This is a genomic window from Kitasatospora sp. MMS16-BH015 (genome assembly GCF_002943525.1).
Classification (GTDB): domain Bacteria; phylum Actinomycetota; class Actinomycetes; order Streptomycetales; family Streptomycetaceae; genus Kitasatospora.
In genome coordinates this window covers 2,237,210-2,263,692 of the sequence record NZ_CP025394.1, presented here as the reverse complement: position 1 = coordinate 2,263,692, position 26,483 = coordinate 2,237,210, and the positions used below count along the sequence as shown (strand labels likewise).

Here is a 26,483-nt window from a genome sequence, read left to right as displayed (position 1 = left end):
CGTCTGCGACGCTGCGGGACGGCAGGACGTTACTGCCCGGTAAGTCGAATGACCAGGGAAGTCGGCCCGGTGTTCGAAGAGTCACACCGCAGGTCGGAGCCCCGATGGCCCTCTCCAGCACCTTATGACAGTGCCGACGTGACCCGCCGGTAGCACCCCGGGGGGCGGCCCCCGCACCCGTGCGCACACCGGTGCCCCAAGGGCGAACGGGTCCCGCCCGGCGCGATAACCTGCCCTGGGCGCACACCTGACGAGACGCGGAGGGCCGTTCCATGGCGGAACACACCAGGTCGAGCATCACCATCGCGGCGACCCCGGCCGAGGTGATGGCCGTGATCGCCGATTTCGCGGCCTACCCGGAGTGGACGGGCGAGGTCAAGGAGATCGAGGTGCTCGAGACGGCCGAGAACGGTCGGGCCGCCCAGGTGCGCCTGCTGCTCGACGCCGGGGCCATCCGCGACGACCACACCCTCGCCTACACCTGGGACGGCGACCGCGAGGTCAGCTGGACGCTGGTCAAGAGCCAGATGCTCCGCTCGCTGGACGGCTCCTACGCCCTCGCCCCGGCCGCCGGCGGCACCGAGGTCACCTACCAGCTGGCCGTGGACGTCAAGATCCCGATGCTGGGCATGATCAAGCGCAAGGCCGAGAAGGTCATCATCGACCGGGCCCTGGCCGGCCTGAAGAAGCGCGTAGAAGGCTAGTGGCCGCCAGAACGATCCTGGTGACCGGCGAGGGCTCCGCCCTCGTCGCCGCCGCCACGGCCCTGCACGCCGCCCGCCGGGGCCACCGGACGCTGCTGTTCGCCGCCGACGACCCGCACCGGCGGCTCGACGCGCTGCTCGACACCCGGCTCGGCGCCGAGCCGGTGGCGTACGAGGGGCCGCTGAGCGTGGCCCGGCTCGACGAGCAGGCCGCCTTCCGGGGGGCGCTGGACGAGCTGGGCCCCCGGCTCAAGCCCGCGCTGGACCTGCTCGGGGCGGCGCCGCTGGACGCGGAGGAGCTCACCCCCCTGCCCGGCACCCGCCAGCTCGCGCTGCTGCGCGCGCTGCGCGGCGCCGAGGCCGAGGTGCTGGTGGTCGCCGCGCCCGCCCCCGCCGAGCTGCTGGCCGCGCTCGCGCTGCCCGAACAGCTCGACCGCTACCTGGCCCGGCTACTGCCCGAGCAGCGGCAGGCCGCCCGCGCGCTGCGGCCGCTGCTGGCCGCCGTGGCCGGGGTGCCGATGCCCGCCGAGTGGCTCTTCGAGGCCCGGTCCTGGGCGGCGGAGGCGCTGGCCGCCGCTCGCGCCGTGATCGAGGCGCCGGGCACCTCGGTGCGGCTGGCCGTGGACGCGGACTCCTTCGACCCGGCCGAGCTGCGCCGGATCCGCTCCGGCCTCGCCCTGCACGGGCACCGGCTGGACGCCGTGGTCGCCCACCGCGCGCTGCCGGTGGCCGCGGCCGCCTCCAGCGACGAGTGGCTGGCCGGCCAGGCCGCCCGCCAGCGGGCCCGGCTCGCCACCCTGGCCGAGGAGACCGGGGTGCCGGTGCTGGTCTCGCGCCGGCCCGAGGGCACCCTGGAGACGGTCGCCGCCCAGCTGTACGGGGACGGCGCCGGCCCGGCCGTGCCGGTGGCCGCCCCCTGGGAGGTCGAGGACCGGCGGGCCGAGGACGGGCTGCTGGTCTGGCGGATCCCGCTGCCCGGCGCGGAGCGCGCCGATCTGGAACTGGTCCGGCGCGGGGACGAGCTGGTGCTCGGCCTCGGCGCGTACCGTCGGGTGCTGCCGCTGCCCTCGGCGCTGCGGCGCTGCACGGTGAGCGGCGCGGGGCTCACGGACGGGGTGCTCGCTCTGCGGTTCGCGCCGGATCCGGCGCTCTGGCCGCGCTGAGCCCCCATCGACCCCCGTACGACTTCAGTGGAGAGGAACAGGACCGTGGCCGAGCAGCCGAACGAGCTGGTGGAGGAGGTCCGCCGGTTCGCGACGGCGGTGGGGGACAAGGCGCAGCAGGCCGGGGAGCGGCTGCGCGAGCAGCACCCCGAGGTCTTCGGCCACCTGGCCGCCGCCGGCCACGAGCTGCTGGCCGCGTACCGGGCCGCGGTGGCCGGCCAGGAGCGCCGCTGGGCCGCGCCCGGGAAGGCCGACGGGGAGCCGATCGACCTTGACGAGCCGTCGGACAAGTAGTTAAGACTGATTCCGGTTCTGGCACCGGCCTGGCCGTTCGTGGTCACCCTGCGGGGCGGATCGTACGACACTTGAAGCCACGACTTCGGAAAGTCGTCGGATTGTTTTCGGATCCTGTACGCATTGGTGTGTACGGGAGCACGCTTCAGCGGGTACCGTTCCGCTCAGCGGGAACGAGTGAAAAGCTGAGGGAGACATGGCTCTGACCATCGGCGTCGATGTCGGCGGCACCAAGATCGCGGCCGGCGTGGTCGACGAGAACGGCGAGATCCTGGCGCGGACTCGGGTCCCCACCCCGGCCGACCCGCAGTGGGCGGTTGATGCCATCGCGCAGGCCGTGCGCGAGCTCCGGGAGCAGTACCCGGCGGTGAACGCCGTCGGCGTGGGCGCCCCCGGCTTCGTCGACTCCAGCCGGTCGACCGTCATCTTCGCGCCGAACATCGCCTGGGAGGCCGAGCCGCTCAAGCAGCGGATCGAGGAGCTCACCGGCGTCGACACGGTGGTGGAGAACGACGCCAACTGCGCCGCCTGGGCCGAGTTCCGCTTCGGGGCTGCCGCCGACCACTCCGACATGGTGCTCATCACGGTGGGCACCGGCATCGGCGGCGGGCTGGTCCTGGACGGCCGCCTGCACCGCGGCCGGTTCGGCGTGGCCGGCGAGATCGGGCACCTCAACATGGTGCCGGACGGGCTGCTCTGCGGCTGCGGCGGCAAGGGCTGCTGGGAGCAGTACGGCTCCGGCCGCGCCCTGCGGCGCTACGGCCGGGAGAAGGCCGCCGCCGACCCGGTGGCCGGCCGCCGGATGCTGGAGCTCAACGACGGGGTGGCCGAGACCATCCGCGGCATCCACATCACCCAGGCCGCGGAGGAGGGCGACCCGCTCGCCCTCGAGTGCTACGCCGAACTCGCCGACTGGCTCGGCCGCGGCATGGCCGACCTGGCCGCCCTCTTCGACCCGGGCGTCTTCGTCCTCGGCGGCGGCGTCTCCGACTCGGGCTCCCTCCTGCTCGACCCGGTCGCCAAGTCCTTCGAGAACTACCTCACCGGCGGCGTCCACCGCCCCCGCGCCGAGGTGGTCCTGGCCTCGATGGGGTCCGCCGCCGGCATCGTCGGCGCGGCAGATCTCGCCAGGATCTAGTCGCACCTCCAGGGGCGCGGGGAACGGCGCGGCCAGCCCTGCACTCTGCTGCTGTCTTACAGCGATGCCCAGTTGCACTGTCCGTTGATGGTGCAGGTGGGCATCGTTGCGATCTTCGAGGCGCGCTTCTCCCGCTTCGCGCAGTTCCCCGCGCCCCTGGATAGTGCAGCCGACCCTTTCATGCATAGATGAGGGCATGCGTCTTCTCACGTACAACATCCGTTCGCTGCGCGACGACCGGCGGGCGTTGGTGCGGGTGGTGCGGGCCTGTGCGGTGGATGTGGTGTGTGTGCAGGAGGTGCCGCGGTACCTGTGGCCGGCCGGGCAGGAGCGGTGGTTGGCGCGGGCCGTGGGGATGCGGGTGCTGGCCGGGGGCGGGCGGGTGGCTGCGGGGCCGATGGTGTTGGGGCGGCCGGGTGTCGAGGTGGTGGAGGTGCGGGACCGGCTGCTGCCGAAGCGGCGGGGGCTGCATGCGCGCGGGTTCGCGACGGCGGTGCTGCGGGTGGACGGCGGGGGGCCGGTGACGGTGACGAGCTGTCACCTGAGCCTGGATCCGGCGGAGCGGCTGAGCCAGTTCGGGCTGCTGCCGGGCCAGGCGCGGCCGGGCGAGGCGGCCGTGATCGCGGGGGACTTCAACGAGCACCCGGACGGCCCGGGCTGGCGGCGGCTGGCCGCGGGCCACCAGGACGGCTGGGCGGTGGCGCCCTGGGGCGGGGAGTACAGCTCGGTGCCGGAGAATCCGTACCAGCGGATCGACGCGGTGTTCGCGAGCCCGGAGGTGGAGGTGGTCTCCTGCGGGGTGCCGCAGGAGCTGCCGGGCCTGGCGGCGGCCGACCTGGTGGCGGCCACCGACCATCTCCCGGTGTTGGCCGTCCTGCGGGTGCCAGCGGGGTGAACAGCTCGGGGAGGTGCCGGGGGTGACGGCGCGTCGGGTGCGACGCGGCGCCGCCGCCCGCAGAGTGGGGGCGTGAGCGACACCGCAGTGACAGCCGCCGAGGACCATCGGGCGGGCTGGTTCGAGCTGTTCTTCGACCTGGTCTTCGTGGTGACCGTCAGCGTGCTCTCGCACGACCTGCACGGCGACCCCGGCCCGGGCGCCTTCGGCACCTTCCTGGTGCTCTTCTTCCCGGCCTGGTGGGCCTGGGCCAACCTGATGGTCACCGTCAACGTGTTCGGCTCGGCCAACCCCCGGACCCAGGCCATGCTGCTCGCGGCGATGCCCGCGCTCGGGCTGATGGCCGCCGCCGCGCCGGAGGGGCTGGGCAGCCGGGCCTGGGCGTACGCGCTGGGCGCCGCCTGGGTGCGGCTGATGGCCTTCTTCATCTGGTGGAGCCGGGCCCGGCTGGCCGACGACCCGCTGCCGATCTGGCGGCCGCTGCTCTACTTCCTGGTGCCGACCGCCGTCTGGGCGCTCTCGGCGGCGGTGCCGAACCCGCAGCGGTTCGTGCTCTGGGGGCTGGCGATCGCGCTGGAGGTGCTGCTGCTGGCCGTCAGGACCGGGCTGACCAGGGGCTTCTACGACGAGCTGGCGGTCGAGCACCTGGTCGAGCGGATCGGCCTGTTCGTGGTGATCGTGCTGGGCGAGAGCGTGTTCACCGTCGTGGTGACGCTCGCCGACCACTTCACGGTGGCCGCCGGGCTGACGGCGCTGCTCGGGTTCGTGGTGGTGGCCGAGCTGGCGATGATCTTCTTCGTCTGGGGCACCGCCAACGCCGCCCGGGGCCTGGAGCGGGCGGTGAGCTCGGGTGCCACCGGCGCGATCCGGGACACCGTGATGTACCTGCCGTTCGTGCTGGTCTCCGGCATCACGGTGATCGCGGCCGCGCTCGGCACCGCCGTGGCCGAGCCGCACCACCACCTGCCGGTCGGCGCCCGCTGGGCGCTCTGCGGGGGAGTGCTGGCCTTCTACACCGCCAACGCGGCGATCGCGCTGCGGTACGGGGACGGCGTCCGGGTGGTCGCCCGCTGGTACCTGCCCTGCCTGGTGCTGACCGGTGCGGCCCTGGTGCCTGCCTGCCTCGGGCTGCCCGCCTGGGGCGCGGTGGCGGTGGCGGCCGGGCTGGTCTTCGTGCTGGCCAAGCTCTCCAAGTACACCCGGCCGAGCCGGGCCGAATGAGTCGAGGCCCGAGCGGGGCGTGGTGCTACCGCTCGGTGGCCCGGTGGCGGTACACCTGAACCCAGGTCGCAGACTGGAGGCCCTGCCCATGCGTCAGCTGTCCCGGCGGACCGCGCTCACCGTGCTGGCGAGCGGTCTGGTCGCGTCCTGCTCGGCCGGGGAAGGGCGCCCGGAGCCCGCCCCGCCGACCGGTGGCGACCCCGGCCCGGCCCCGTCCGGTGCCGGCCCGTCCGGGAGCGGTACGCCGAGCTCGACGGGGAGTCCGACGCCCTCTCCGACGGCCGGTCGGCCCGCGCTGACGGCGCGGCAGCGGGCCGGGCAGCGGGTGGTCCACTCGTACTCCGGTACCGAGGTGCCGGCCGAGCTGCTCGGGCTGGTCGCCGAGGGGCTGGTGGGCGGGGTGATCCTGTTCGGGGAGAACGTGGCGAGCCTGGCGCAGATCACGGCGGCCGTCGGGCAGTTGCAGGAGGCGAACCGGGCGAGCCCGGTGGGGGCGCCGCTGCTGGTGATGGCGGATCAGGAGGGCGGGCAGGTGCGGCGGCTGCCGGGCCGGCCGTACCAGTCCGCCAAGCAGATCGGGGCCGCGGCCGACCCGGCGGCGGACGCGGCGCTGGCCGGGCAGGAGGCCGGCGAGCTGCTGCGCGGGGCCGGGCTGAACGTCAACCTGGCACCGGTGCTCGACGTGTACCGCACGCCCGGGGACTTCGCCGACCAAGCCCAGCGCTCGTACGGCGACGACCCGCGGACGGTGGCGGTCTGCGGGCGCGAGTTCGTCACGGCCCAGCAGCGGCAGGGGGTGGCCGCCACCGCCAAGCACTTCCCGGGCCTCGGGCCGGCCGCCACCGAGGAGAACACCGACGAACGGCCGGTCACCCTGGGCACCCCGCTCGCCGAGCTGCGGCGGATCGACCAGGAGCCCTACCACGACGCGATCGCCGCCGGGGTGCGGCTGGTGATGCTCTCCTGGGCGGTCTACCCCCAGCTGGACCCGGCCCGGCCGGCCGGGCTCTCCACCACGGTGGTGGGGGAGGAGCTGCGCGGGCGGGTCGGCTTCCGGGGCGTCACCGTCTCGGACTCGCTGACGGCCAAGGCGGTGGAGCCGTACGGCACCCCGGCCCGGGTGGCCGTGCTCGGGGCGGCGGCCGGGCTGGACCTGCTGCTGGAGTGCTCGGGTACCGTCACGGGCGGGCAGGCGGCGGTGGAGGCGCTGGCCGCGGCGCTGGAGGGCGGCGAGCTGGGGTCGGCCGCCTTCGACGCGGCCTGTGACCGGGTGCTGGAGCTCAGACGGGGGCTTGCTTAGGGCCTGGGATGTGACGCGCGCCACGGGAACCGGGCCGGGCGGCGGACCAGAGAGATGACGTGGACTATTCGGATCAAGAGGTGCGAGCGCGGGTGCGGGCCGGTGACCGCGAGGCGTTCGGGCGGCTCTTCGACGCGTACGCGCGCTCGGTGTACAACCACGTGTACCGGCTCACCGGGGACTGGTCGGCGGCGGAGGACGTGATGTCGCTGACCTTCCTGGAGGCCTGGCGCCGGCACGGCCGGGTCGGCGCCGAGGGCGGGTCGCTGCGGCCCTGGCTGCTGGGCATCGCCACCAACCTGGTCAGCAACCAGCGGCGGGCCGCCCGGCGGCACCGGGAGGTGCTGGCCCAGCTGCCGCCCCCGCCCGAGGGCCTGCCCGACTTCGCCGAGGAGGCGGCCGGGCGGCTGGACGACGCGGCGCGGCTCGCCGCCGTGCAGGAGGCCGTGGCCCGGCTGCGGCGGCCGGAGCGCGAGGTGCTGGCCCTGTGCGTCTGGGCCGGCCTGGACTACCAGGAGGCCGCCGAGGCGCTGGGCGTGCCGGTGGGCACCGTCCGCTCCCGACTCTCCCGGGCCCGGGCCAAGCTGCACCGCCTCACCGAGGCGGCCGCCCGGCACCGGCCGCGGGAAAAACGGGAACCCGCCCGCACGGCGCACCAGATGAAGAGTGGGCCCGCGACCGCGGGTCTCGCCCCCAAGGAGGCACACCAGTGAACGCCGAACAGTGGCCGCAACCGGTCGAGCGTGACCTCCCGCCCGGGCGCCACGCCCTTCACCGGGAGCTGCTCATGCGTCAGATCGACCTCGACACCGCCGCTGACACCGCCGCCGACACCTCCACCGAGCCCGCCCGCAAGGCCGTTCGCAAGCCCGCCCGGCTGCGGCGGCGCCTCGCCTTCACGCTGGTCGGCGCGCTCGCCGCCGCCGCGGTGGTGGGCGGGGTGATGGTCCACGACCGGAGCGGCAGCGGTCTCGGCTCCTCCGAGCTGGCCACCTGGACCACCAAGCCGACCCTGGTGGACACCTCGAAGGGCCAGGGCGCCACCACGCTGAAGTGGTGCCTGCACGGCATGCCGGGCGAGGGCACGCCCACCGCGATCACCAACGCGGACCTGCGCGGCAAGGTCACCTCGATGGTGGTCAGCCGGGGCGGCACCACCGCGCTCTGCTACGTGGCCTCGGAGCGCAGCGGCTTCTGGGAGTCGGTGGGGGAGGCCAAGACCGTCGCACGCGACACCATCACCTACGACACCGGCGGCTCCCACGGCTCCGGTGCGGACACCTTCAACTACGCCGCCGGCTTCGCCGGGGCCGACGTCAAGGCCGTCACCATGACGGCCCAGGGCCACACCTTCGAGGTCACCGTGGACAGCGGCCGGTGGACGGCCTGGTGGCCGGGCTCCGACGTGCGGGAGGCCGGGGTGATCGACTCGGCCACCCTCACCTTCGCCGACGGCACCACCCGTACGCTGAGCGGGAAGGCGCTGTTCGGCTGGTAGGCCGGGCCCCGGAGGGCTCAGACGACGGCCCCGCCGTTGGGGTCGCGGGGCTCGTCCTCGTCGGAGTCCTTCATCCGGACCACCAGGGTGACGAACCCGCCCAGGAAGGCGCTGACGCCGACCCAGGCGGGCCAGCCGGAGACCTCGCGCCAGACCAGCGCGTCGAACAGCAGCAGGGCCGGGCCGCCGAGCACCGCCAGCCAGGCGAACTTGGCCGTGGTGTCGGCCGGCGGCAGCGGCGGGGGCTCCGGCGGGACGAAGTGGCCCTCGTCCTCGTCCTCGGCCGGGGTGTAGTCGCGCGGGCCCGGGGCGGCCGGCCGGGGGCGGGGCTGGGGCGCGAAGTCGGCCAGCGGGTCGGGGCGCTCGGTGCGGGCCCGCAGGTTCTCGATCTCGGGCCACTCCGGGTGGGTCAGGTCCACCGGGTCGTCGAACTGCGCCACCAGCTGGGCGAAGATCGCGTCCTGCTCGGCCTGCGTACCGCCCGGCCGCCGTACCGGCGGCTTGGCGGGAGCGTCCGGGGCGGTCGGAGCCTCGCTCCTGGTCGAGGCAGCGTTCTCCTCGGGGACGATCGGGCCCGCCGCACCGTCCCCGGTGGACCCGGTGGACCCGGTGGACCCGGGGGCCGCTGCGCCGTCCGCGACCGGCTCGGTGCCGTCCTCGGAGGGGAGGTTGTTGTCGCTGCCTGTCGCCCCGGTCATCGGTACTGCCTCTCGCGCACGCCCGGCCCCTCAGCCCTGGTGGTTCTCGGCACTCGCTTCTTCGGCGCCCGTGCGGGCCAGGCGCCGGATGAAGTCGAGGCTCGCCTCGAAGATCAGCTCGGCGTCGTGGTCCAGGGTCGCCACGTGGTAGCTGCGCTCCAGGAGCAGCTCGGTCACATCGGTCGAGGATATCCGGGCGAGCACCAACTCCGAGTTGGCCGGGGAGACCACGTGGTCCTGCGGGCTGCGGGCCAGCAGGACGGGCTGCCGCACGGTGGGCAGCTCGGCCTGGACGGTCCGCCAGAGGCGGCCCAGTGACCAGGCGGCGTGCAGCGGGACGCGGTCGTAGCCGACCTCGGTGGAGCCGGGGAGGGCGATGTCGTTGGCCACGCCCGGCAGGCTCGGCAGGACGTGCCGCAGCACCGGCAACAGCACACTTGCGGGGTTGTCCGAGCGGACGGACGGGTTGACGAGCACCAGACCCGCCACCGCCTCCCCGTGCCGCGCGGCCAGGTGCAGGGCGAGCGAGCTGCCCATCGAGAGGGCGCAGACGAAGACCTGCTCGCACTGCTCGGAGAGCTCGCGGAAGGCCCGGTCGGCCTCGGCGTACCAGTCCTCCCAGCGGGTGGCCTGCATGTCCTGCCAGCGGGTGCCGTGGCCGGGCAGCAGCGGCAGTGAGACGGTGTGACCGGCGGCTACCGCACGGTCGGCCCAGGGCCGCAGGGACTGCGGGGAGCCGGTGAAGCCGTGCACGAACAGCACGCCGACCGGGCCGCCGCGGTGGTGGTACGGATCGGCACCGGGCAGCAGCGGCATCGCTGGGCTCCTCGAGAAAAGCGGAGAGTGGGTGGTGAGAGGCGCATCGTCCCACGGCACGCGCGTGCCGTACAGCCCCGCCCGGACCGCCGATGCGCGGCGGGCTGCTCCGGGGCATTAGGATCGTCCGGTCCCGCACTGCCAGGAGGCCACGGTTGTTCTACCGACTGATGAAGATGATCGTCGCACCGCTGCTGCGGATCTTCTTCCGGCCGTGGATGGAGGGCGAGGAGAACATCCCCGCCGAGGGCCCCGCGATCATCGCGAGCAACCACCTGTCCTTCTCGGACTCCTTCTTCCTGCCCGCGCTGATGAAGCGCCGGGTCACCTTCATCGCGAAGGCGGAGTACTTCAACACCCCCGGTCTCAAGGGCAAGCTCACCGCCGCCTTCTTCAAGGGCGTCGGCCAGCTGCCGGTGGACCGCTCGGGCGTCCGCGGCGCCGGTGAGGCGGCGATCCGCAGCGCCATCGCGGTGATCGACCGGGGCGAGCTGTTCGGCGTCTACCCCGAGGGCACCCGTTCGCCCGACGGCAAGCTCTACCGGGGCAAGGTCGGCGGCCTGGCCCGCGTCGCGCTGGCCACCGGCGCGCCGGTCATCCCGGTCGCGATGATCGACACCGAGAAGGTGCAGCCGCCCGGCCAGGTGAAGCCCAACTTCGGCATCCGCCCCGGCATCCGGATCGGCCGCCCGCTGGACTTCTCCCGCTACCAGGGCATGGAGAACGACCGCTTCATCCTCCGTTCGGTCACCGACGAGGTGATGTACGAGATCATGCGGCTCTCCGGCCAGGAGTACGTGGACATCTACGCCACCGCCGCCAAGCGCCAGATCTCCGAGGAGAAGAAGCGCACCGACGCGGAGCGCAAGGCGGAGCAGAAGGCCGAGAAGGCCGCCGCCAAGGAGGCCGCCGAGGCGGCTGCCAAGGAGGCCAAGGAAGCCGCCGAGAAGGCCGCCGCCGAGGCTGCGGAGAAGACCGAAGAGAGCTGACGGCGCCGGGGGTCGAGTGCGGTGGCGGGGGAGAGACCGGGCAGTTCGGTCGAGGCCGGCGGGCTGTCGGTGGAGCTGCCGCTCTGGCTGGCGGCCTCCACCTACCGGGTGCTCGCGCTGCTGTACGCCGTCGCCCGGTACCTCGGCTCCTACCTGCGGTTCGCCCACCCGGTGGCCGGCTGGATCTTCCTCGGTGCGCTCGCCGTCTGGACCCTGGCCTCCACCCGCGCCTTCGCCGGCCCCCGGCGCTGCACCTGGCTGGTGCTGGCCACCGACCTCGCCTTCGCCGTCACCGGCGTGGTGCTGAGCGGCGCGATCGACACCCCCGCCCGGATCCACGCGGGCTCGCTCACCCTGCCCACCATCTGGGCCGCCGGCACCGTGCTCGGCTGCGCGCTCAAGGGCGGCTGGAAGCCGGCCCTGGCGGCCACCGTGGTGATCGGGGTGGCCAACGTGGGCTGGCACGGCGGCCCCGCGGCCGACAACCTGCACTCCGTCGTGCTGCTCGGCCTGGCCGGCTGCGCCGTCGGGTACGTGGTGGAGGTGGCCCGGGTGAGCCAGGCCGTGCTGGCCCGGGCGCTGCGGGTGGAGGCCGCCACCCGGGAGCGGGAGCGGCTGGCCCGGGACATCCACGACGGCGTGCTCCAGGTGCTGGCACTGGTGCACCGGGGCGAGAGCGGGCCCGAACTGGCCCGGCTGGCGGGCGAGGGCGAACGGGCGCTGCGCGGGCTGGTCACCGGGGTCGCGCTGCCCGAGCAGTCGGTGGGCGAGCGGGCGGACCTGCGGGAGCTGGTCGGCCGGTACGCGGACGGGCGGATCACCCTCTCGGCGCCGGGGACGCCGGTGCTGCTGCCCGGGCCGGTGGCGGCCGAGCTCGCGGCGGCGGTCGGCGCGGCGGTGGACAACGTCAAGCGGCACGCCGGCCCCGGGGCGCGGGCCTGGATCCTGGTCGAGGACGAACCCGAGGCGGTCACAGTGAGCGTCCGGGACGACGGCCCCGGCTGCGACCCGACCCGGCTGGCCGAGGCCGAGGCCTCGGGCCGGCTGGGCGTCAGCCAGTCGATCCGGGGGCGGGTCGCGGAGCTGGGCGGCACGGCGGTGGTGTACTGCGCGCCCGGGGAGGGCGTCGAGGTGGAGCTGCGGGTACCCAAGGAGGGGTGAGGGTGGATCAGCTGACGGTCATGGTGGTGGACGACCACCCGATGTGGCGGGAGGCCGTCTCGCGGGACCTGGCGGAGGCCGGGTTCGCGGTGGTGGCCACGGCCGGGACGGGCCGGAGGCGGTGCGGCGGGCTCGGGCCGCCCGGCCGCAGGTGGTGGTGCTGGATCTGAACCTGCCCTCGTTCTCCGGGGCGGAGACCTGTCGGCAGTTGCTCGCGCAGGATGCGACGGCGCGGGTGCTGGTGCTCTCCGCGAGCGGGGAGCACGGGGACGTGCTCGGGGCGGTGAAGGCGGGCGCGACCGGCTATCTGGTGAAGTCGGCCGGGCGGGAGGAGCTGCTGGACGCCGTGCGGCGGACGGCCGCCGGGGAGGCGGTGTTCACGCCGGGGCTGGCCGGGCTGGTGCTCGGGGAGTTCCGGCGGGCGGCGGCCGGGCCCCAGCTGACGGGGAGAGAGACCGAAGTGCTGCGGTTGGTGGCCAAGGGGCTGTCGTACCGGCAGATCGCGGAGCGGTTGGTGCTGTCGCACCGGACGGTGCAGAACCATGTGCAGAACACTCTGGGCAAGCTGCAGATGCACAACCGGGCGGAGCTGGTCAGGTATGTGATCGAGCAGGGGTTGGACGGGTGACCGCCCGGGGCGCGGGGTGCTGTTCGACCAGGAGGTGACGGTGGTGGTCGGCTGGTCGCGCAGTTCCCCGCGCCCCTTGAAAAGAGATCACGCCCCAGCGAATTGGCGCTGCATCAGGTCGGCCACGATCTCGACGCCCTCGCGGGTCAGGACGGACTCCGGGTGGAACTGGAGGGTGGCGAAGCCGGGGCCGCGGAGGGCGTGGACGTCGCCGGTGGCGGGGTCGTGGGCGAGGTCGATGCCCTCGGTGGCGAGGCGGGCGGTGTCGGCGGGGGTGGTGCGGGCGGTGAAGGCGTTGTAGAAGCCGACGGTGCGGGGGGTGCCGAAGAGGTCGATGGTCTCCTGGGCGCCCTGGTGGGGGGAGGCCTTGCGGACCAGCGGGAGGCCGAGTTCGGCGCTGAGCAGCTGGTGGCTGAGGCAGACGGCCAGGAGCGGCTCGGTGCGGGTGCCGGTGCGGGCGGCCTGCAGGGCGTCGGCCACGATCGGGCGGAGCAGGGCCATCTTGGGGTCGGCGTGGTCGGCCGGGTCGCCGGGGCCGGGGCCCAGGACGAGCGGGCCGGGGTGGGCGGCGACGGTCTCGCGCAGGCCGGGGGTGTCGTAGCGCAGCACGCGGACCCGGTGGCCGAGCGAGGTCAGCAGGTGGGCGAGCATCGAGGTGAAGGTGTCCTCGGCGTCGATCACCAGGGTGTCCTGGGTGGCGGCGGGGGCGGCCTGCTGCATCCGGAGCCAGAACGGCGCGAGGCCCTCGCGGCGGGCGTCGAGGGCGGCCTGGACGCGGTGGTCGTCGGCCAGGCGGTGGCCCTCGCCGTGGCCGCCGGGGCGGGGGCGGGCCGGGCGGGCGCCGATGGCGGTGAGCACGCCGGCGGCCTTGGCGTGGGTCTCGGCCACCTCGGACTCGGGGTCGGAGTGGCGCACCAGGGTGGCGCCGGAGCGGACCACGAGGGTGCCGTCGGCGGGGTCGATGTCGGCGGTGCGGATGCAGATCGGGGAGTCGAGCTGCTGGGCGCCGCTGGCGGTGCGGCCGATCAGGGCCAGCGCGCCGGCGTAGTAGCCGCGGCCGGTGGGCTCGTACCGCTTGATGACGCGGGTGGCGTTCTGCAGCGGGCTGCCGGTGACGGTGGCGGCGAACATGGTCTCGCGCAGCACCTCGCGGACGTCGAGCGAGGTGCGCCCGCGCAGCTCGTACTCGGTGTGGGCGAGGTGGGACATCTCCTTGAGGCGGGGGCCGAGCACCTGGCCGCCGAGGTCGCCGACGGTGCACATCATCTTGAGCTCCTCGTCGACCACCATGGTGAGCTCCTCGAGCTCCTTGGGGTCGGCGAGGAAGTCCAGCAGGGATTCGACGGTGGCGCCGCCGGCCGGATAGCGGTAGGTGCCGGAGATCGGGTTCATCACCACGGTGCCGCCGGACTGGCGGACGTGGACCTCGGGGGAGGCGCCGACCAGCACGCGTTCTCCCGTGTGGACCAGGAAGGTCCAGTACGCGCCGCGCTCCTGCTCGAGCAGGCGGCGGAAGAGGGTGAGGGCCAGCTCGGGGGAGAAGTTCTCGAAGCTGGCGCGGAAGTCGCGGCGGATGACGAAGTTGGCGCCCTCGCCGTGGCCGATCTCGTCGCCGATGACGCGGCGGACGATGTCGGCGTACTGCGCGTCGTCGATGTCGAACGAACCGCCGGAGAGGGCGACCGGGAGGTCGGGCAGGGCGGTCAGCAGCTCGGCGGCCGGGAGGGCGTACTGCTCCTGGACGGCGAGGGCCTGTAGGGGGGTGCCGTCGTCGTGGGCCTCGTAGCCGCGTTCGCGGATCTGGCGGTAGGGGATCAGCGCCAGCAGGTCGTGCCGGGGGCCCTCGGCGGGGGCGCCGGAGCGGACCGGGAGCTCGGCGAGGGTCTCGTACGCGGTGACCTCGCCGAGCAGGACCTCGACGGTGTCGGGGGTGTGGCGCGGGGTGCGGCGGTGCAGCAGGGCGAAGGCGGGGGCGCCGGGAGCGGTGAGGCGGGCGAGCAGAGCGGCTGGGTTGGTCACGGTCGGTTTCCTTCCGGTGGCTGTACGGGCGGGGTGTTCCGCTTGTCCGGGAGGGCCGTCGGGTGAGGAAACGACGACGGCCGCCCCGAGGGGCGGCCGGTTGTTGCGCTCAGGAACGCGCGATCAGTGGGCCACCTCGGGGATGGTCCACCACCAGAAACGGGTGTACGGCGCGTTCATGGGGGTGAGCCTAACTGATGCCTGGACGGTATGGGGTAGGTCACCCGATTGTCCGTAGGACGTCTCACCCCACGGACAGTGCGCACAATTCCGTTGTCACACCCCGTAGCCTTGCTCCTGTGACCGTGACACCAGAGAACACACGGACTGCCTTCTCCTGGCAGTCCCTGCCCGCGGCGCAGCAGCCTGAATGGCCGGACCAAGAGGCGCTGCGCAAGTCCCTTGCGGACCTCGCCTCCTATCCGCCGCTCGTCTTCGCCGGCGAGTGCGACCAGCTGCGTGCCCGGCTCGGTGCCGTGGCCCGCGGGGAAGCATTCCTGCTGCAGGGCGGTGACTGCGCCGAGGCCTTCGACGGCGTCTCCGCCGAGCAGATCCGCAACAAGCTGAAGACCCTGCTCCAGATGGCGGCCGTGCTCACGTACGCCGCCTCGGTGCCGGTGGTCAAGGTCGGCCGGATCGCCGGGCAGTACTCCAAGCCCCGTTCGAAGTCCACCGAGACGCGTGACGGCGTCACCCTCCCGGTCTACCGGGGCGACTCGGTGAACGGCTTCGAATTCACCCCCGAATCCCGCATTCCGGACCCGGAGCGGCTCAAGCGGATGTACAACGCGTCCGCCGCGACGCTCAACCTGGTCCGTGCCTTCACCACCGGTGGTTACGCCGACCTGCGCCAGGTGCACGCCTGGAACCAGGACTTCGTGCGCAACTCCCCGGCCGGTCAGCGGTACGAGAAGCTGGCCAAGGAGATCGACAACGCGCTGGCCTTCATGAGCGCCTGCGGGGTCACCCCCGAGGAGTTCAAGACGGTCGAGTTCTTCTCCTCGCACGAGGCGCTGGTGCTGGACTACGAGACGGCGCTCACCCGCACCGACTCGCGGACCGGCGACCTGTACGACGTCTCGGGCCACATGGTCTGGATCGGCGAGCGCACCCGGCAGCTGGACGGCGCGCACATCGAGTTCGCGTCCAAGATCCGCAACCCGATCGGCGTGAAGCTCGGCCCGACCACCACGGTCGAGGAGGCGCTCACCCTGATCGAGCGGCTCGACCCGGACCGCGAGCCGGGCCGGCTCACCTTCATCACCCGGATGGGCGCGGGCAAGATCCGCGAGCACCTGCCCACCCTGGTGGAGAAGGTCACCGCCTCGGGCGCGCAGCCGGTCTGGATCTGCGACCCGATGCACGGCAACACCTACGAGGCCGAGACCGGCCACAAGACCCGCCGCTTCGACGACGTGCTCGACGAGGTCAAGGGCTTCTTCGAGGTGCACCGCGCGCTCGGCACCCACCCGGGCGGCATCCACGTCGAGCTCACCGGTGACGACGTCACCGAGTGCGTCGGCGGCGGCGACGAGGTGATGGTCGACGACCTGCACCAGCGCTACGAGACGGCCTGCGACCCGCGGCTCAACCGCAGCCAGTCGCTGGACCTGGCGTTCCTGGTGGCGGAGATGTACCGCGGCCACTGATCCGGCCCCAGTGTGACGAAGGCCCCTCCGATTCCCGGTTTCCCGAGGTCGGAGGGGCTTTTTCATGCCCGGGCCATTGGGTAAGGTAAGGCTTAGCGAGCTAAGGTAAGCCTTGGTTCAATACCCACCCGCACCGCCCTGGGAGAGTCCGCGATGTACGTGTGCATGTGCCATGCGGTCACCGAGGCCCAGGTCAAGGACCAGATCGACGCGGGTGCCGACACCCCGCGCCGGATAGCCCAGGGCTGCAAGGCCGGCACCGACTGCGGCTCCTGCGTGCGGCGGATCCAGGCCCTGCTGGGAGAGCACGGGGCCCGCCCGTGCCCGACAGCAAGGCTCGCCGCCCGGCTCGGGCTGGCTGAGCCGGAGACCCAGCTGGTCGACGCCGCCTGAACGGGCGCCGCCTGAGCGGTCAGCTCTCGGGCTGCTCGATCAGCTGGGCCAGGTAGAGCGCCTCGCCGAGGGACTCCAGCAGTTCGAGCTGGGTGTCCAGGTAGTCGATGTGGTGCTCCTCGTCGGCCAGGATCGACTCGAAGATGTTGGCCGAGGTCACGTCGTTCTTGGCCCGCATGACCACGATGCCGCGCCGCAGCCGGTCGATCGCCTCCACCTCGACCTGGCGGTCGGCCTCGAACATCTCCTTGACCGTCTGGCCGATCCGGACGTGGAACAGCCGCTGGTAGTTGGGCAGGCCGTCGAGGAAGAGGATCCGGTCGGTCAGTACCTCGGCGTGCTTCATCTCGTCGATGGACTCGTGCCGGGTGTACTTGGCGAGCTTCACCCAGCCGAAGTTCTCCTGCATCTTGCTGTGCAGGAAGTACTGGTTGATCGCCGTGAGCTCGGCGGTGAGCTGCTCGTTCAGGAACTCGATGACCTCGGGGTCGCCCTTCATGGCGGTGCCTTCCTCGCTGCCTGCTGTTGAGCGCATGGTGGCACCCCGAAGGGGGGAATATCCAGTAAGTTCACACTTAGTGCATTATGTGTAGGAATATCCGATTTCCCGGAGGAATGCGCCGCCCGGGTGGGGGTGGCGCGCAGCGCCCGGTGGGGGCGCGCGCTGCAGTTCGTCCGCCGTCTGTCACCATGGAGCCATGGGTCAGACCGAACACGCATCAGCTGAGCCGGCTGACCCGAGACTCCCGCCCGGCCAGCGCTTGCAGCGCGGCTGGCCGGTGCTGCACTACGGGCCGGTGCCCCGGTTCAAGCCGCTGACCTGGGATCTCCAGGTGTTCGGGGCCACCGCCTCGGCCGAGAAGCACAGCTGGAGCTTCGAGGAGTTCCACGCGCTGCCCCGGGTCACCGTGCGGGCCGACTTCCACTGCGTGACCCGGTTCTCGATGCTCGACAACGAGTGGAGCGGGGTGGCCGCGCGCACCCTGCTCGACCTGGTGCCGCCGGACGAGCGGGTCACCCACGTGATGGTCTGGGCCGAGTTCGGCTACAGCGCCAACCTGCCGCTGGCCGAGTTCGCGGACGGGAGCACCGTCTTCGCCACCCACCACGACGGCGAGCCGCTCACCGTGGAGCACGGCTTCCCGGTCCGGCTGGTGGTGCCCGGGCGGTACGCCTGGAAGGGCCCCAAGTGGGTCCGCGCGATCGAGTACATGCGGGCGGACCGCCGGGGCTTCTGGGAGGAGCGCGGCTACCACAACCTCGCCGACCCGTGGGCGGAGAAGCGTTACTCCTACCAGGAGGAGCCCGGTGACGGGCCGCTGCGGTAGCCGCGCCGGGCGGCTCAGGCCTTGAACGGGTTGGCCGTCACGTCCACGATGCCCTTGCGCAGGTCCGTGGTGCCGTAGCTGTTGAAGTGGACCAGGCAGGCCAGCAGCAGGACCCGGTCGATCCGCGGGTCGTGCACGGTGACGGTGTAGCTCGCCCGCACCCCGGCCTCGCGGGCGAACTCGAAGCCCGCCGACTCGGCCGAGCGGTAGCGCATCTCGAACCTGAGCGCCGCGTCCACCACGCCCCAGTCGAGCACCGGCAGCGTGCGGCGGGCCTTGTTGGCCAGCCCGACCGGCTCGCCGGTCAGCGGGGCCAGGCCCGCCTGCGCGAAGGTGAACAGGTCGTGCCTCCAGGACCTGCTCTCGTGGTTGACCTCGCCGATCCGGGAGCGGTCCGGGGCCAGCGCGAAGAAGGTGCTCACGTACCCCGCGAGCCGGTCGAGGCCGGGGCCGGTGCGCACCTCGTAGAGCTGGGCGTGGTCGTAGGCCGCTTCCTTGTGCATCCGGGCCACCGGCTCGGCCTGCCCCGGCACGTGCAGCAGGAAGGTGGTGTGCGCCCGGCCGTAGTCGAGGGAGACCGTGAACTCGGTCAGCTGCTGGATCACCGGACCACAGTAGCGGAGCATTCGAACGCCCCTAGAACAGGCTGAAGTCCACGTCCACCGGGCTGCCCTGACGGAGCGGCTGGCCCGCCGCCGGGGTCTGGGTCTTGGCCTTGCCGAGGCTGATGGTGTTGAGGCCGGTGACCCGGAGCTGGAAGCCGGCGTCGGAGAGCGCCTTCGCGGCGTCCTCGCGGGTCATGCCCTTCACGTCCGGCACCGGGGTCATCCCCTTGCTGACCGTCAGGGCCACCGCGGAGCCGACCGGGAGCGGGGCGCCGGTGCCTGGGGAGGAGGAGATCACGTCGCCCTCCTCCACGGTGTCGCTGTACTCCTCGTCCACGGTGCCCGCCGTCAGGCCGGCCGTGGTGAGCGACTTCTCGGCCTCGTCCTGGGTCAGGCCGGTCAGATTGGGCACGGCGATCCGCTGCGGGCCCTTGGAGAGGGAGACCTTCACCGGGTCGCTCTTGCGCACCCGGGCGCCGACCCCCGGGTCGGTGGCGATCACCTGGCCGGTGGGCACCGTCTCGCTGAAGTCCTGGGTGAACACCCCCTGCAGGCCGGCCTGGTCGAGCGTGGCCACCGCCTGGTCCTCGCGCTGGCCGAGCACGCTGGGTACCTGGGTGTAGAGCGCCTCGGAGAGCACGTAGGTGGTGCCGCCGACCAGGGTGAGCAGCACCGCGAGCACCACGCCCCAGACCAGCGGGCGGCGCGAGCGGCGGCGCCGGGGCGGGCGCTCGGGCAGCGGCTCGTCGAACGGGCGGGTGATCAGCAGCTCGGGCGGCAGCTGCTGGACGGTGGTGCGGGTGAGCGCGGCGGTCAGGGCGGTGGTCGGCTCGGTGGTCGGGTGCACCGGGGTCGGCCGGAGCGAGGCCGGCGGCTCGGCGTCCAGCTGGGCCGGGGTCAGCGCGCGGCGGGCCCGCTGGAGCGCGGCCAGCAGGGCCACCGCGTCGTGCGGGCGGCCCTGCGGGTCGCGCGCCGTGGCGGCGGCGACTATCGCGTCCAGCTCGGGGGCCACCGTCGGGGTGGTCCGCGAGGGCGGCGGCACGTCCTCGTGCAGGTGCTGGTAGATCACCTGCACCGGGTTCTCGCCGGTGTGCGGGCGGGCGCCGGTCAGCAGCTCGTACAGCAGGATGCCCGCCGCGTAGACGTCCACCCGCTGGTCGGTCTCGCCCTCCGGGCGGATCTGCTCGGGGGCCAGGTAGGCCACGGTGCCCAGCACCGTGCCGGCCGTGCCGGTGCTGGTGCGGGTGGAGTCGTCGAGCACCCGGACCAGGCCGAAGTCGGCCACCTTGACCAGGCCGCCCTCGGTGATCAGCACGTTCTCCGGCTTCACGTCCCGGTGCACCAGACCGGCCCGGTGCGCCGCGCCGAGCGCCGCCAGCACCGGCTCCAGCACGTCCAGCGCGGCCCGGGCGCTGAGCGCGCCGCGGTCGCGGAGCAGGTCGCGCAGGGTGCGGCCGGGCACGTACTCCATGGCCAGGAAGACCCGGCCGCCGTCGGTGCCCTGGTCGAAGACGTTCACCACGTTCGGGTGGGCCAGCCGGGCCACGGCCTTGGCCTCGCGGATGAAGCGGGCCGAGTACTCGGCGTCGGCCGCCAGGCCCGGGTGCATCACCTTGACCGCCAGCACCCGGTCGAGCCGGGTGTCGGTGGCCCGGTAGACGGTGGCCATCCCGCCGGTCGCGATCAGCTGCTCGACCCGGTACCGGCCGTCCAGGAGGGTGCCGATCAGGGGGTCGTGCAGCGAGGTGTCCATCCGGACATTCTGGCAGGCCCGGCCGCGGTGGCCGCCGCCCGGACACGGGTCAGCGGCGCAGGTACTCGTAGGCCTGGCTCTGCCGCACGTCCTCCCAGCCGGGCAGCGCGGTGGCGGCCACCACGGTGCCGGCCAGCCGGTCGGCCAGCGAGCGGCGGCCGGGGAAGAGCACGGGCAGCGCGTTGGCCCAGAACCCCGCGATGGCCAGGGCCCAGCAGAAGATCGCCACCACCACGGAGCCCTGGGCCAGCGCGGCCAGCGCGATCGAGATCAGCGCCACGTCGGCCACCGTGGTCACGGCGGCCCGGCCCGCCGCCCGGCCCTTCCCCAGCACGCCGACTTCAGCGGGCAGCACCTGCAGGCCGAGCGCCAGCTTGCCGAGGGTGCGGCGGCCGTAGCCGAGGCAGAGGAACTGGTAGAGGAAGGTGCAGACCACCAGCGCGGCGAAGCCCTGCTGCACGTCGCGCACCGCGCTGTGCCAGAGCGAGCGGCCGAGCTGCTCGCCGGTGCGCAGGTAGTCGCCGTGCGAGGTGAGCAGCCCCCAGCCGCCCTTGGCCGCCAGGCCCGGCACGTCGGTGACCAGCGCCCCGATCCGGTGGAAGGTGAACACCGCCAGCAGGCAGGCGAGACCGATGACCAACGCGAAATCGACCAGCCAGGCCAGCCCGCGCCTGCCCATCCCGAATACCGCCACGTGCTCCCCCTACAGCGTGCTGATCGCGAACCCGGTCAGCTTAGAGGGGCCGTGCAGGGGCTCAGAACGCCGGGCGTTCGCGGTGGTCCAGGTCGGCCCGGCCGGCCATGGTGGAGGAGGCCTCGGCGTGGAAGCGCTTGGGGATCCGCCCGGCCCGGTGGGCCAGGCGGCCCGCCTCGGTGGCGTGCCGCATCGCCTCGGCCATCAGCACCGGGTGCTGGGCCCTGGTCACGGCCGAGGCCAGCATCACGGCGGCGCAGCCCAGCTCCATCGCCAGCGCCACGTCGGAGGCGGTGCCGGCGCCCGCGTCCAGCACCACCGGGACACCTGCGTTCTCCACGATCAGCTGGAAGTTGTGCGGGTTGCGGATGCCCAGGCCCGAGCCGATCGGGGAGCCCAGCGGCATGATCGCCGCGCAGCCCACGTCCTCCAGCTTGCGGGCCAGCACCGGGTCGTCGTTGGTGTACGGGAGCACGGTGAAGCCGTCGTCCACCAGCGTCTCGGCGGCGTCGAGCAGCTCGATCGGGTCGGGCAGCAGGGTGCGCTCGTCGGCGATCACCTCCAGCTTGACCCAGTCGGTGCCGAGCGCCTCGCGGGCCAGCCGGGCGGTCAGCACGGCCTCCCCGGCGGTGAAGCAGCCGGCCGTGTTGGGCAGCACCCGGATCGAGTTGCGGGCCAGCACGTCGAGCACCGAGCCCTGGGTGGCGGCGTTGATCCGGCGCATCGCCACCGTGGTCAGCTCGGTGCCGGAGGCCCGCAGGGCCTGCTCCAGGATCTCCAGGCTCGGGGCGCCGCCGGTCCCCATGATCAGGCGCGAGGTGAAGCTCGTGCCGGCGATGGTGAACAGGTCGTCGGCCATCGGTTCAGCCTCCCTGGACGGCGGTGAGGATCTCGACCCGGTCGCCCGCGTCGAGGGTGGTGGTGGGCCAGGCGCCGCGCGGCACCACGGTCTCGTTGAGCGCCGCCGCCACCCCGGTCGGGGCCTTGCTCAGCGCGGCGACCACCTCGGCGAGGGTGGTCGCGGGGGCCACCTCGCGGGGCTCGCCGTTGACGGTCAGGGTGATGGTGTTCATCGGGCGGCCTCGGGGGAGCTGAAGCGGGCGGGGGAGAAGGGCAGGGCGAGCTCCGGCGTGCGGCCGGTGGCGAGCTGTTCGGCGATCAGGTCGGCCGTCACCGGCGTGAGCAGCACGCCGTTGCGGTAGTGGCCGGTGGCGGCGGTCAGGCCGGGCAGGGCGGTGGGGCCGAGCAGCGGGGCGTTGTCCGGCGAGCCGGGCCGCAGCCCCGCGCCGGTCTCCACCAGCGGCAGCTCGGTCAGCCCCGGGACGAGCTCGTGCGCGTCCCGCAGCAGCTCGTACACCCCGCCGGCCGTCACGGTGGTGTCGAAGCCCTGCTCCTCGCTGGTCGCCCCGATCACCAACTCCCCGTCCGCGCGCGGCACCAGGTAGATGTGCTGCCCGCGCACCACGGCCCGGAGGTTGCGGGAGAGGAAGGGCGCGTACGCGGGCGGGATCCGCAGCCGCAGCACCTGCCCCTTCACCGGCCGCACCGGCGGCAGCACCCCGGCGGGCAGCCCGGCCAGCAGGTGGCTGCGGCAGCCGGCGGCCAGCACCAGCTGACCGGCCGTCAGCGTGCTCCCGTCCGCCAGCCGGACCCCGGTGGCCCGGCCCCCGGTGACCAGCAGCTCGGCGGCCTCGGCCCGGTGGAGGCGCACCCCCGCCGCCGCGCCCGCCGCGAGCAGCGCCCGCGCCAGCCGGCGGCCGTCCACCTGGTGGTCCTCGGCCACGTGCAGGCCACCGCGGACGCCCGGGGCGAGCATGGGCTCCAACTTGCGGCACTCGCGGCCGGTGAGCCACTCGGAGGCGAGGCCGAGCCGCCCGTGGAAGGCGTGCAGCTCGCGCAGCTCCTCGCGGTCGTCCGCGTCCAGCGCCACGGCCAGCGTGCCGGTGGCCCGGTAGCCGGTGTCCAGGCCGGTGAGCTCGGTGAGCTCGGCGGCGAAGGCCGCGTACCGCTCGTTCGAGGCCATGCCGAGCCGGAGCAGCGGCTCCTCGTTGTACTGGAGCTCGGTGACGGGGGCGAGCATGCCCGCCGCGACCTGGACGGCTCCGCCCCCCGGCGCCGGGTCCAGCACGGTGACGGCGAGGCCCCGCTGGGCCGCCCGCCAGGCCACGGCCAGGCCGATGACGCCGCCGCCGACCACCAGGACGTCCGGTGCCGATTCTTCGCGTGCCACAGTCAGGCTTCTCCCTTCGCCGGAATGACCCGGATCAGGTTCGGACGGTCGCAGGCCGTACCAGCCCGCCTCTCAGCCCGGTCACGCCCGGGCTCCCGTGATGTCGGAACCCCCTCACCTTACGCCGGTCCGCTTTGTGCCCGAAGACGCGTACGAGGCGTGGACACCCCTCGGTAGGGTGACGGCGTGGCTGAGCTGACTGAAGCGGGACGGGTGGTCGTCGTCGGGGCCGGGCTGGCGGGGGCGCAGTGTGCGCTGATGCTCCGGCAGGGCGGCTGGCGGGGGTCGATCACGCTGGTGGGGGAGGAGCGGCACGCGCCGTACGACCGGCCGCCGCTCTCCAAGGACGTGCTGCTGGGCAAGCGGGACACCACCACCTTGGACATCGACTGGGCCGAGTACGGGGTCGAGCTGCTGACCGGCCGCCGGGCCACCGGGCTGACCCCCGGGACGCTGCACACCGACGGCGGCGACCTGCCGTACGAGGCGCTGGTGATCGCCACCGGCTCCGTCGCGGTGCCGCTGCCGGGCGCCGAGGGCGGCCACGTGCTCCGCACGGTGGAGGACGCCCTGGCGCTGCGCCCCCGGCTGGTGGCCGGGGCGCGGATCGCGCTGGTCGGCGCGGGCTGGATCGGGGCCGAGACCGCCACGGTGGCCCGGCAGCTGGGCTGCGAGGTGACGGTGGTGGAGGCCGCGCCGGTGCCGCTGGCCGGGGCGCTGCCCGTCGAGCTCGGGCTGCGGCTGGCCGAGTGGTACGGCGAGGCCGGGGTCTCGCTGCGCTGCGGGGCGGCGGTGGCCGCCGTGGAGCCGGGCGCGCTGCTGCTCGCCGACGGCAGCCGGGTGCCGGCCGACGAGGTGGTGGTGGGCATCGGCGCCCGCCCGGCCACCGGCTGGCTCTCGGGCGGCCCGGTCGGGCTGGACCAGCGGGGCGCGGTGCTGGTGGACGAGCACCTGCGCACCGACCTGCCCGGCGTCTGGGCGGCCGGCGACTGCGTCTCCTACCCCTCCGCCCGGGCCGGCCGGCGCCTCACCGTGCAGCACTGGGACCACGCGCTCCAATCCGGCCGGGCGGCGGCCGCCTCGGTGCTCGGGGCGCCGGAGCCCTACGACCCGGTGCCCTACTTCTGGTCCGAGCAGTTCGGACGGATGGTCCAGTACGCCGGGCGGCACGCGGAGGCCGACCAGGTGGTCGAGCGCGGCGGCGAGGACGACGCGGCCTGGTCCGTGCTCTGGCTGCGGGCCGGGCGACTGATCGGCCTGCTCGCGGTGGACCGGCCGCGCGACCTCAACCAGGGGCGCAAGCTGATCGGCAGCGGTGCCGAGCTGGACGCCGCGCTGGCAGCCGACCCGGCGGTGCAGCTCAAGGCCTGCGTGCGGTGAGGCCGGTTGTGCGGTGAGGCCGGCTGGGCGGTGAGGCCGGCTGGGCGGTGAGGCCGGCTGGGCGGTGAGGTCGGCTGTGCGGTGAGGTCGGGCGGGGGCGGCGCGGGGCTGTGGCACCCTGTGCAGTGTGAGTGAGATCGAAGCGAAGATTGAAGCCCTTGTCCCCGCCTGGCTGCACCTGCCGGACATCGCCGAGCAGTGGGGCGTGTCCATCCTCGAGGTGCGCGACATGGTGCGCGCCAAGCAGCTGATCACCGTGCGGCGCGGGCCGAACAACACGCTCCAGGTGCCGGCCGCGTTCATCGACGAGACCGGCCCGGTGAAGCACCTGGTCGGCACCCTGACGGTGCTGCGGGACTGCCACTTCACCGACCAGGAGATCCTGGAGTGGATGTTCACCGAGGACCCGACCCTGCCCGGCAGCCCGATCCAGGCCCTGCGGGAGAACCGCGGCACCGAGGTCAAGCGCCGCGCCCAGGCGGAGCTGATCTGATGGCCGAGGCGCGGGCGCAGCTCGCCGACGCCCTGCTCTACCTGTGCACCGACGCACGGCGCGAGCAGGGCGACTTCGCCCAGTTCCTGGACGCCGTCTACGCGGGCGGGGTCGACATCGTCCAGCTCCGCGACAAGGCCCTGGAGGCCAAGCAGGAGCTCGAGCACCTGGAGATCCTGGCCGACGCGGCCCGCCGCCACGGCAAGCTCTTCTCGGTCAACGACCGGGCCGACGTGGCCCACGCGGCCCGCCCGCAGGTGCTCCACCTCGGCCAGGACGACCTCCCCGTCCCGGCCGCCCGCGCCATCCTCGGCGAGGAGATCCTGATCGGCCGCTCCTGCCACGCCGAGTCGGAGGTCGACACGGCCCTGACCGAGCCCGGCGTCGACTACTTCTGCACCGGCCCGGTCTGGCCCACCCCGACCAAGCCCGGCCGGCACGCTCCCGGACTGGACCTGGTCCGCTACGCGGCGGCCTCCGGCACGGACCGGCCCTGGTTCGCCATCGGCGGCATCGACCTGGACAACCTGGACGAGGTGCTGGCGGCGGGCGCGACCCGCGTCGTCGTGGTCCGGGCCATCACTGCTGCCGAGGATCCGGGAGCAGCTGCGGCGGCTCTTCGTTCAAAGCTCTGACCACGGGGGCTCGGGGAACTGCGAGGGCATCCCCTGGGGCGTGTACTCGTCAAGGAGTGCACGCCCCTTCGCATGCCCTCGCAGTTCCCCGAGCCCCTGAAGAATTACCCTTGTCGCATGAATGTCATAAAGGCGACAGCACGTCAACTGTTGGGGACAGTGGGGGCGGGGCAGCTCTCGCTGGAGGGGGTGGCGACAGCGGCGGGTCTGCCGTTGGCCGAGGTGACGGCAGTCTTCCCGCACCGGGACGACCTCCTCACCGCCCTCCTGATCGACGCGTACAACGCCTCCGGTGAGGCGATGGAGCAGGCCGACGATCCGGCGGCTCCGGCCGGCGAGCGGCTGCTCGCCGTGACGCGGGCGCTGCGGGCCTGGGCCTTCGCCAACCCGGGGGAGTTCACCCTGGTGTACGGCTCGCCGGTGCCCGGCTACCACGCTCCGCAGACCACCGTGCCGCCGGCCTCGCGGACGCCCGCGGTGCTGGCGGGGATCGTCCGGGGCGCGCTGATGGCGGGCGAACTCAAGCCGCCGGCCCGGCCGTTGACGGGGGCCTCGCTGCTGCTGCCGGAGGCGGTGGAGCTGTTCGGCGGGGCGCCGGAGGGGCCGTTCGCGGACCTGATCGAGCGTGGGATCGTGTTCTGGAGCAGCCTGGTGGGGCTGCTGGTCTTCCAGGTGTTCAGCCGGACGCACGACAGCGTGCGTGACGAGACGGCCTTCTTCGACTACGCGGTCGCGGTGGCGGCGGAGTCCGTCGGCCTGACCGTGATACCCGCCGAGACGACGGGCTGAGCACGGCACC

General features: G+C 73.6%; 28 protein-coding genes, 1 pseudogene and 1 riboswitch. Of the genes and pseudogenes, 19 read left to right on the top strand and 10 right to left on the bottom strand.

What is annotated here, in order from left to right; translation table 11 throughout:
• The first annotated feature begins 272 nt into the window (after window positions 1-272).
• From CFP65_RS09705 to CFP65_RS09665, 9 genes are all read left to right on the top strand, one after another.
• Window positions 273-704 (top strand): SRPBCC family protein, encoded by a 432-nt coding sequence (locus CFP65_RS09705; RefSeq protein WP_104815728.1) that lies wholly within the window; start codon window positions 273-275, stop codon window positions 702-704.
• On the top strand, window positions 704-1,867 hold the full coding sequence (locus tag CFP65_RS09700) for an ArsA-related P-loop ATPase (RefSeq protein ID WP_104815727.1): 1,164 nt from the start codon (window positions 704-706) through the stop codon (window positions 1,865-1,867). The genes CFP65_RS09705 and CFP65_RS09700 overlap by 1 nt, the downstream gene beginning before the upstream one ends.
• 45 nt (window positions 1,868-1,912) lie before the next feature.
• A complete protein-coding gene (locus CFP65_RS40695; RefSeq protein WP_104815726.1) occupies window positions 1,913-2,161 on the top strand; it encodes a DUF5304 family protein in 249 nt (82 codons plus the stop codon).
• Window positions 2,162-2,357: 196 nt separating this feature from the next.
• Entirely contained in the window at window positions 2,358-3,299 is a 942-nt protein-coding gene (locus CFP65_RS09690; protein WP_104815725.1) for an ROK family glucokinase, read from the top strand.
• A 196-nt stretch (window positions 3,300-3,495) separates the two neighbouring features.
• Window positions 3,496-4,194, top strand: coding sequence for an endonuclease/exonuclease/phosphatase family protein (locus tag CFP65_RS09685; protein ID WP_104815724.1), 699 nt, complete (start codon window positions 3,496-3,498; stop codon window positions 4,192-4,194).
• A 72-nt stretch (window positions 4,195-4,266) separates the two neighbouring features.
• Window positions 4,267-5,415: a low temperature requirement protein A gene (locus CFP65_RS09680; RefSeq protein WP_104815723.1), complete on the top strand. Its 1,149-nt coding sequence runs from the start codon at window positions 4,267-4,269 to the stop codon at window positions 5,413-5,415.
• Between the two features lie 88 nt (window positions 5,416-5,503).
• Window positions 5,504-6,715, top strand: coding sequence for a glycoside hydrolase family 3 N-terminal domain-containing protein (locus CFP65_RS09675; protein ID WP_104815722.1), 1,212 nt, complete (start codon window positions 5,504-5,506; stop codon window positions 6,713-6,715).
• 80 nt (window positions 6,716-6,795) lie between these two features.
• The gene (locus CFP65_RS09670) at window positions 6,796-7,428 is read left to right on the top strand and encodes an RNA polymerase sigma factor (RefSeq protein ID WP_104815721.1); all 633 of its coding nucleotides are present in this window, start codon (window positions 6,796-6,798) and stop codon (window positions 7,426-7,428) included.
• Window positions 7,429-7,502: 74 nt separating this feature from the next.
• The gene (locus CFP65_RS09665) at window positions 7,503-8,213 is read left to right on the top strand and encodes a hypothetical protein (RefSeq protein WP_158702116.1); all 711 of its coding nucleotides are present in this window, start codon (window positions 7,503-7,505) and stop codon (window positions 8,211-8,213) included.
• Between the two features lie 17 nt (window positions 8,214-8,230).
• Here CFP65_RS09665 and CFP65_RS09660 read toward each other — a convergent pair whose 3' ends face one another.
• Together CFP65_RS09660 and CFP65_RS09655 are read right to left on the bottom strand one after the other, a co-directional pair.
• Window positions 8,231-8,911, bottom strand: coding sequence for a hypothetical protein (locus tag CFP65_RS09660; RefSeq protein ID WP_104815719.1), 681 nt, complete (start codon window positions 8,909-8,911; stop codon window positions 8,231-8,233).
• A gap of 30 nt (window positions 8,912-8,941) precedes the next feature.
• Complete coding sequence (locus tag CFP65_RS09655) at window positions 8,942-9,727, bottom strand: carboxylesterase (protein ID WP_104815718.1); 786 nt, start codon at window positions 9,725-9,727, stop codon at window positions 8,942-8,944.
• Window positions 9,728-9,897: 170 nt separating this feature from the next.
• On the opposite strand from CFP65_RS09655, the gene CFP65_RS09650 reads away from it, so the two are divergent.
• The 3 genes and pseudogenes from CFP65_RS09650 (at window position 9,898) to CFP65_RS09640 (ending at window position 12,505) form a co-directional block, all read left to right on the top strand.
• Complete coding sequence (locus CFP65_RS09650) at window positions 9,898-10,716, top strand: 1-acyl-sn-glycerol-3-phosphate acyltransferase (protein WP_104820746.1); 819 nt, start codon at window positions 9,898-9,900, stop codon at window positions 10,714-10,716.
• A 21-nt stretch (window positions 10,717-10,737) separates the two neighbouring features.
• Window positions 10,738-11,877, top strand: coding sequence for a MacS family sensor histidine kinase (macS, locus tag CFP65_RS09645; protein WP_104815717.1), 1,140 nt, complete (start codon window positions 10,738-10,740; stop codon window positions 11,875-11,877).
• Between the two features lie 20 nt (window positions 11,878-11,897).
• Window positions 11,898-12,505, top strand: a pseudogene (locus tag CFP65_RS09640) (response regulator).
• Window positions 12,506-12,592: 87 nt separating this feature from the next.
• Here CFP65_RS09640 and CFP65_RS09635 read toward each other — a convergent pair.
• Window positions 12,593-14,524, bottom strand: a complete 1,932-nt coding sequence (locus CFP65_RS09635; RefSeq protein ID WP_174805519.1) for an anthranilate synthase family protein — start codon at window positions 14,522-14,524, stop codon at window positions 12,593-12,595.
• A gap of 299 nt (window positions 14,525-14,823) precedes the next feature.
• Between CFP65_RS09635 and CFP65_RS09630 the strand changes: the two genes are divergently transcribed.
• Together CFP65_RS09630 and CFP65_RS09625 are read left to right on the top strand one after the other, a co-directional pair.
• A complete protein-coding gene (locus tag CFP65_RS09630) occupies window positions 14,824-16,173 on the top strand; it encodes a class II 3-deoxy-7-phosphoheptulonate synthase (RefSeq protein WP_104815716.1) in 1,350 nt (449 codons plus the stop codon).
• Window positions 16,174-16,326: 153 nt separating this feature from the next.
• A complete protein-coding gene (locus CFP65_RS09625) occupies window positions 16,327-16,566 on the top strand; it encodes a bacterioferritin-associated ferredoxin (RefSeq protein WP_104815715.1) in 240 nt (79 codons plus the stop codon).
• Between the two features lie 19 nt (window positions 16,567-16,585).
• Here the strand turns inward: CFP65_RS09625 and bfr are convergent, their stop codons facing one another.
• A complete protein-coding gene (gene bfr, locus CFP65_RS09620; RefSeq protein WP_104815714.1) occupies window positions 16,586-17,065 on the bottom strand; it encodes a bacterioferritin in 480 nt (159 codons plus the stop codon).
• Between the two features lie 199 nt (window positions 17,066-17,264).
• Between bfr and CFP65_RS09615 the strand changes: the two genes are divergently transcribed.
• A complete protein-coding gene (locus CFP65_RS09615; RefSeq protein WP_104815713.1) occupies window positions 17,265-17,894 on the top strand; it encodes a sulfite oxidase-like oxidoreductase in 630 nt (209 codons plus the stop codon).
• Between the two features lie 14 nt (window positions 17,895-17,908).
• On the opposite strand, the gene CFP65_RS09610 is transcribed toward CFP65_RS09615, so the two are convergent.
• The 6 genes from CFP65_RS09610 to thiO form a co-directional block, all read right to left on the bottom strand.
• Entirely contained in the window at window positions 17,909-18,499 is a 591-nt protein-coding gene (locus CFP65_RS09610) for a hypothetical protein (protein WP_158702115.1), read from the bottom strand.
• 31 nt (window positions 18,500-18,530) lie between these two features.
• Complete coding sequence (gene pknB, locus CFP65_RS09605) at window positions 18,531-20,252, bottom strand: Stk1 family PASTA domain-containing Ser/Thr kinase (protein ID WP_104815711.1); 1,722 nt, start codon at window positions 20,250-20,252, stop codon at window positions 18,531-18,533.
• A gap of 49 nt (window positions 20,253-20,301) precedes the next feature.
• On the bottom strand, window positions 20,302-20,946 hold the full coding sequence (locus CFP65_RS09600; RefSeq protein WP_254552306.1) for an RDD family protein: 645 nt from the start codon (window positions 20,944-20,946) through the stop codon (window positions 20,302-20,304).
• Window positions 20,947-21,007: 61 nt separating this feature from the next.
• Entirely contained in the window at window positions 21,008-21,805 is a 798-nt protein-coding gene (locus tag CFP65_RS09595; RefSeq protein ID WP_104815709.1) for a thiazole synthase, read from the bottom strand.
• A 4-nt stretch (window positions 21,806-21,809) separates the two neighbouring features.
• A complete protein-coding gene (thiS, locus tag CFP65_RS09590) occupies window positions 21,810-22,010 on the bottom strand; it encodes a sulfur carrier protein ThiS (protein WP_104820743.1) in 201 nt (66 codons plus the stop codon).
• Window positions 22,011-22,015: 5 nt separating this feature from the next.
• Window positions 22,016-23,176: a glycine oxidase ThiO gene (gene thiO / locus CFP65_RS09585; protein ID WP_371682393.1), complete on the bottom strand. Its 1,161-nt coding sequence runs from the start codon at window positions 23,174-23,176 to the stop codon at window positions 22,016-22,018.
• Window positions 23,171-23,285: riboswitch (TPP riboswitch) on the bottom strand. It overlaps the preceding gene by 6 nt.
• A 77-nt stretch (window positions 23,286-23,362) precedes the next feature.
• Between thiO and CFP65_RS09580 the strand changes: the two genes are divergently transcribed.
• From CFP65_RS09580 to CFP65_RS09565, 4 genes are all read left to right on the top strand, one after another.
• Entirely contained in the window at window positions 23,363-24,556 is a 1,194-nt protein-coding gene (locus CFP65_RS09580) for an NAD(P)/FAD-dependent oxidoreductase (RefSeq protein WP_104815708.1), read from the top strand.
• 127 nt (window positions 24,557-24,683) lie between these two features.
• Window positions 24,684-25,049 (top strand): Rv2175c family DNA-binding protein, encoded by a 366-nt coding sequence (locus CFP65_RS09575; RefSeq protein ID WP_104815707.1) that lies wholly within the window; start codon window positions 24,684-24,686, stop codon window positions 25,047-25,049.
• Window positions 25,049-25,684 carry a thiamine phosphate synthase gene (gene thiE / locus CFP65_RS09570; protein ID WP_104815706.1) on the top strand — a complete coding sequence of 212 codons (636 nt, stop codon included), beginning with the start codon at window positions 25,049-25,051 and terminating at the stop codon, window positions 25,682-25,684. Before CFP65_RS09575 ends, thiE begins: the two co-directional genes overlap by 1 nt.
• A 117-nt stretch (window positions 25,685-25,801) precedes the next feature.
• A complete protein-coding gene (locus CFP65_RS09565) occupies window positions 25,802-26,473 on the top strand; it encodes a TetR-like C-terminal domain-containing protein (RefSeq protein WP_254552305.1) in 672 nt (223 codons plus the stop codon).
• Window positions 26,474-26,483: the final 10 nt, after the last annotated feature.